We start from the raw sequence: 5036 nt of genomic DNA on the forward strand, positions 1-5036 counted from the left end.
TTTTGTTACTAGTTTATGTCCGTTTTTCCACCCTTGACAATTGAGATCGATCGGGATATCGTCTACAGAACATCTGTCTCGATCGCTCGTTGGCGTTCGCGTAGCGTCTGCCTTAGCAGAAGCCTACCGTAGGTAATTGACGCCTTAATTTTCCCCTGACACATAGTAAAGACCGACAGCGATCGCAATATTCAGTCACTCTAAATCTTAAATCTATGGCTCAATTTTGGATTGCCGTCTTCTTCATTTTGTTGGCAAGTGCCCAATTGGTTCAATCTATTAAAGCGATCGATCTACCATTTCCAGTTTATTTAATCTTAGGAATGGTACTTGCTGTCGCGGCTAATCCTCGATCGAGACTTGCATTCATTCCCACCCAACAAGTCACGATCCAAGAGATCGCCACACCAGATCCAACGATCGCCGCCGCAGTGCCCCTAATCTCTACTCCAGAATTTCACAATGTCGCGCCCGCGCAGCTCGACGCGCTCGAACCTAAACCCAAACGCACCAAAACCGCGCCCAAATCGCTCCCAGCCACTCCCAAGCCTCCCAATGCCCTCGAAGCGATCGAGCCTAAACCTAAGCGCGCCCGTAAAACAACTGCTAAATCGCCACAAGTGTAAGCCTGCTCGCGAGCTTCAATTATCGAGCTGTCTCGACAGCAGTCGTTCGATCTGGGCAATTGTCTCAGACTGAGCTTGAATCAATCGATGTAGCTCGGCTATTTCGCGATCTCTGAGTAAATCTAGTTTTTCGTGAAGTAATTCGATCTCCATTTCAGCTTTGACATCGCAGTCCAAATCCTGTTGTGCGCGCTCTCGATCTATTTCTGACTGGCGATTTTGACTCATCAAAATAAACGGTGTTGCATAAGCCGCCTGAAAGCTCAAGGCTAGGTTGAGTAAGATAAACGGATATGGATCCCATTGTCCCAGCACAGCAAGCACATTTAGCACGATCCACACTGTCAATAGACAACTTTGGATGATGATAAACCTCCACGAACCGACTACCTCTGTGACAACATCGGCAATCCGATCGCCGCGTGAGGAAGATCTGGGAGTAGTAGATCTCGCAGGTTTAATCGATCGTAAGTAAGATAGTCGCTCTAAGTCGCTCGTGGTCAGTTGCGGTGCTTTAATAACTGGTGGCGAGTCCATAAATGTCAGTAGTTAAGAAGCGATCGCCCTATTATCGCTCGAAAGCGCTCGATGCCCGATGTTTTGCCAGTCGGCTGAATTGACGATCGGCTTAAAGTGACGTCAGTATCAAAGTGGTGTTGGGAACGGCACTCGATCGCTCCCAAACTTAATTGAGCTGAAATTTCTCAGCCTAAAATCTATAAAAATTTACCGATCCGATCGATCAACTGTTCGGCGGTTAAGACACCTTCGATCCGATCTACTGATTGCCCCCCTTTGAACATTACCAAAGTTGGCAAAGCTTGAATCTGATGACTAGAGGCGATTTGGGGATATCGATCGGTATCGATCTTCATAATTCTCACTTGCCCATTGAGTTCGATATTGACTTGTTCCAAAATTTTGGACATCATCTGACACGGGCCACACCAAGTCGCATAAAAATCAACTAAAATCGGTAGCTCGCTATTGGCGATCGCGTCTTCAAAACTGGTAAATTGTTGCTTGACTGCCATGAGATTGTCCTGAAACAAAGTTTGCGTAACTCGATTCTAAACATTTTTGGCTCGACCGGACTAGATTCGATAACAAACGATAAGCACCTCTCATAATTCGGCATTGCCGATTGGAAGTATGTCAATTAGATTTTGACAGCAACCAATCCCATCACCCATCTCCTACCTCCCATCTCCCACCCACCAGCCATCGGGAAGATAAATACCGCCGCAGCGTAGAACCAGCTCGGGATTCATAAAATAAGCCCAAGCTACGATGCTAGCCGTGCGATTCGCCAAAGCAGAGGTTGCACCAACGGCAGATAGATATGCCACGATCGATTCGCGGTTATAATCATTTTTGGCGGGATCTCGATGCGGCTGGAAGTCTTCAAGTTCGTCTAATTCTGCTAATATTGTCGGGCGCTCGAATGAGATCACAAATCCATGTACTTGACTATTGCCATGAATTGCACCCGGATAACCCAACGCGGGCAAATCGTACAGGCACCCCTCAATATGGGCGCGCCGACTGGTAATGACTCGATTGCCACAATAGCGATCGAAATTAGCTTCCCCAGGCTTGAGAGTACCGTAGACAAAGACATGTAGATCTTCATTCATCGTGGCGATAGATTCCTCCAACCAACTCGATCGAGTATAACTGCTCGACACCATTTTGACTCCAATGCCCCAGCCATCCACGATCGCCACTACCAAAAGCCAGTCGATGCAAATCCCCAAATTACTCGCAGATCACCTGCGGTGGATGGTAGTGCTGGCACAATTGCAAGAACTGGGCGGCAAAGAACATCGCTACCCGGTGAAACAATTAGTAGCCGATCTGCAACTAGGTAGTTTATTTGCCACACCTACTGGTGAAATTAATCGCGAGCCAGTAGTTGGTTTGAGCAAAAAAGCCTGGGAAATCTGGTGTTGTGGCAAGTCGGTAGATAAGGGGGAAAGTCCGCTCAATTCGATCTATCAGTGTCGGAGTTTTTATGGTTTGGATGCGCCCAATAATCTCTTACAAAGATTGAATAAACTCTTAGACATGGCGATCGATCGACATAAAACTCTCGAACCAGAAGCTAGACGCGGTAAAAAGGATAGTAAATACGATCGTTATCTCGAACAGTGGGGCGACTATGCAATTCAATTAGTCGCGCTTAATGGCGGTTGGGAAAATTTTAGTTCTCAGGAAAGTCTCGCTCAAATTAAAGATTTGTGGGTGGGTATCCACCCACCCGCAGTAGAATTGACAGGTATAGATCGGGAGTCTTTGATTCAACGGATTATTTATCTCGATAGCGATCGCTACATCCAAATTGTTGCCACTGCAATTGGTTCCTTATATCCCCTGTGGTTTTTCAAATCTCAACAGCGTAAAGAATTACTCGATCGCATTGCCACCCAAGATCGCGAGATGAAAAAAGCTTTACCCAAGCGCGATCTCTATATCGATGTCAATACCCAAATCGGGCAAATGGCGGGCTTACCGTACCCATTTGGAGTTGCTGACGAGCTGTTAGCTTATTGTTGGGATGTCGAGATCGCCCAGGTAGAAAACTATTTACCAGAAACTGCTTGGTGTCCGATCGCCATTCAATCGATCGCGAGAGAACTGCAAAATGAATATTGGAGTCCACCATTATTATTTACGATGTGGGGCGATGAATTTCCCGTCCCCGATGATGACAAACACAACTATTCAATTCCATTTATTGCGCTTACCCAAGGCGGTAATCAGTTTGGCGAATTATATCAACGGATCGAGATGCCGATTGCCGCAGACGCTAGCACTCCGCTCGCACTATTGGCAGCGATGAGTATCGGGATCGAATCCCATACTTATGGTGAAAAAATTCTCGATCGACTAGAAATTCAAAAGATAAAGATCGGTACCCAATCTAACTACAACCGGACTAAAATTCTAACCGAACCACCAGAGAGCGATCTGATTGCTAGTTATTTCCCTGTTAGTCTATCATTGCAAATAAATCCCAACTATCAGCAGTTAAGCACAGCAGCTTTATATCAAAAATGGGGACAAGTTGGGGATGCTTTTAACTATACCTGTCCGCAATTAGTTTTAGCTGGCGGGCTATTCTTATCAAGACAGGCAAAAGCTACCGATCTAATTATCGATCTGGGTATTTATCTGCGGACGGTAGAGTTATTAATTCGCAATCTCCGACCGGAATGGGACTCGATCGAGCGTTATTTTACCCAATTGGCTAGTAATGATATTACTACCAAACAAGCGGCGGCACAGTCGATTAGAGAAGCCTGTCAGATCGTTGCCAAAAAGAGTAAGTTAGTCAAAGGTAGCGATCTGGTAAGTGCCAATGCGATCGCCGAAATCTTGAGTCAAGTCGCCATCGAAATGTTAACGGCTTTAATTCCCACCGATGCCGAAAAATATCAAGCATGTGTGGAACAAATCGACGATTGGGGCTGGGCAAAGTTGTTAGAATCAGTCCAATCGACATCGGTATATATCGCCTGTGAACTATTTACAGGTTAAGGGCGCATATTTAAAACTCTATTGGGACACAAACCCGACTTTTCAGAAAAGTCGGGTTTGTAGCGGCACCCGCTTTAGTTATCGAGCGTGAGTCATTAGATATTGACCGTTACCATTGTAATCGCCATCACAAGTCGCAAAAATTGTCCCCAACATAATTAAGTAGAATCGCCAAATTCGCCGAAACTTGGCATAATCCATCCCATAATCTAATAACTTAATACTTGCTTGGGCATCATCAAATCGGCGCAACCATTCGGTCATAGTATAATGATAATTCATCCCATTTAGGTACCAGCGATCGACAGTTTTGAGGTCGCGATCGTGACTGGGAATCGCATCATGATTCCAATACCGACCGTGGGGAAAAATGTACTTATGAGTGAAGCCAGATGACATATTATTCGGGAGTCGCGCGGTAATAATATGGATCAAGACCTTACCATTACTTTTAAGAAAAGATGACAGCTTTTGGAAAGCATTAGTAAGGTTGCCAATATGACAAAAAACGCCGATCGACAGAATCTTATCAAATTTCTCCGCGAACTCTACTTGATTTAGATCGCCTTCAATCAGGGTGAATCGACCCGAACTGAGGAAACTTTGCGGATCTTGCATTTTGTCACGCATATACTCACACTGCTGATGACTGAGGTTTAGCCCTGTAAACCGGACATTGGGAAACTTGGACATAATGTAGTTTGGCACACAACCCCAACCACAACCAAAATCTAAAATATTATCGCCATCGACGATTTCTAGTCGTTCGATGACTCGATCGATCATGTGCATTTGAGACGTTTCGAGATCGGTCGCGCCATCTTCCCACCAGCCCATACTGTACTTGGGATAGATAACTTGCCAATCTCC

Annotated in this window: 6 protein-coding genes; 2 read left to right on the top strand and 4 right to left on the bottom strand. The window is 45.4% G+C overall.

The annotated features are described in order from the left end of the window. Window positions 1–215 precede the first annotated feature (215 nt). Window positions 216–626, top strand: a complete 411-nt coding sequence (locus tag RMO52_RS14900; protein WP_310415632.1) for a hypothetical protein — start codon at window positions 216–218, stop codon at window positions 624–626. Between the two features lie 15 nt (window positions 627–641). Here the strand turns inward: RMO52_RS14900 and RMO52_RS14905 are convergent, their stop codons facing one another. The 3 genes from RMO52_RS14905 to RMO52_RS14915 all read right to left on the bottom strand — a co-directional run bounded on the left by RMO52_RS14905 (window position 642) and on the right by RMO52_RS14915 (window position 2284). Next, window positions 642–1163: a DUF1003 domain-containing protein gene (locus RMO52_RS14905; RefSeq protein WP_310415635.1), complete on the bottom strand. Its 522-nt coding sequence runs from the start codon at window positions 1161–1163 to the stop codon at window positions 642–644. A 179-nt stretch (window positions 1164–1342) separates the two neighbouring features. Then, window positions 1343–1660 carry a thioredoxin gene (gene trxA, locus RMO52_RS14910; protein WP_309741576.1) on the bottom strand — a complete coding sequence of 106 codons (318 nt, stop codon included), beginning with the start codon at window positions 1658–1660 and terminating at the stop codon, window positions 1343–1345. A gap of 162 nt (window positions 1661–1822) precedes the next feature. Beyond that, window positions 1823–2284, bottom strand: a complete 462-nt coding sequence (locus RMO52_RS14915; protein ID WP_310415639.1) for a gamma-glutamylcyclotransferase — start codon at window positions 2282–2284, stop codon at window positions 1823–1825. A gap of 43 nt (window positions 2285–2327) precedes the next feature. On the opposite strand from RMO52_RS14915, the gene RMO52_RS14920 reads away from it, so the two are divergent. Further along, window positions 2328–4166 carry a hypothetical protein gene (locus tag RMO52_RS14920; RefSeq protein WP_310415641.1) on the top strand — a complete coding sequence of 613 codons (1839 nt, stop codon included), beginning with the start codon at window positions 2328–2330 and terminating at the stop codon, window positions 4164–4166. Between the two features lie 78 nt (window positions 4167–4244). Here the strand turns inward: RMO52_RS14920 and RMO52_RS14925 are convergent. After that, window positions 4245–5036 (bottom strand): class I SAM-dependent methyltransferase (locus tag RMO52_RS14925; protein ID WP_310415644.1); only part of this gene is annotated, 792 nt, incomplete at its 5' end.

It is taken from the genome of Chamaesiphon sp. OTE_8_metabat_110 (genome assembly GCF_031382685.1).
In the GTDB taxonomy this organism is placed as follows: Bacteria; Cyanobacteriota; Cyanobacteriia; order Cyanobacteriales; family Chamaesiphonaceae; genus Chamaesiphon.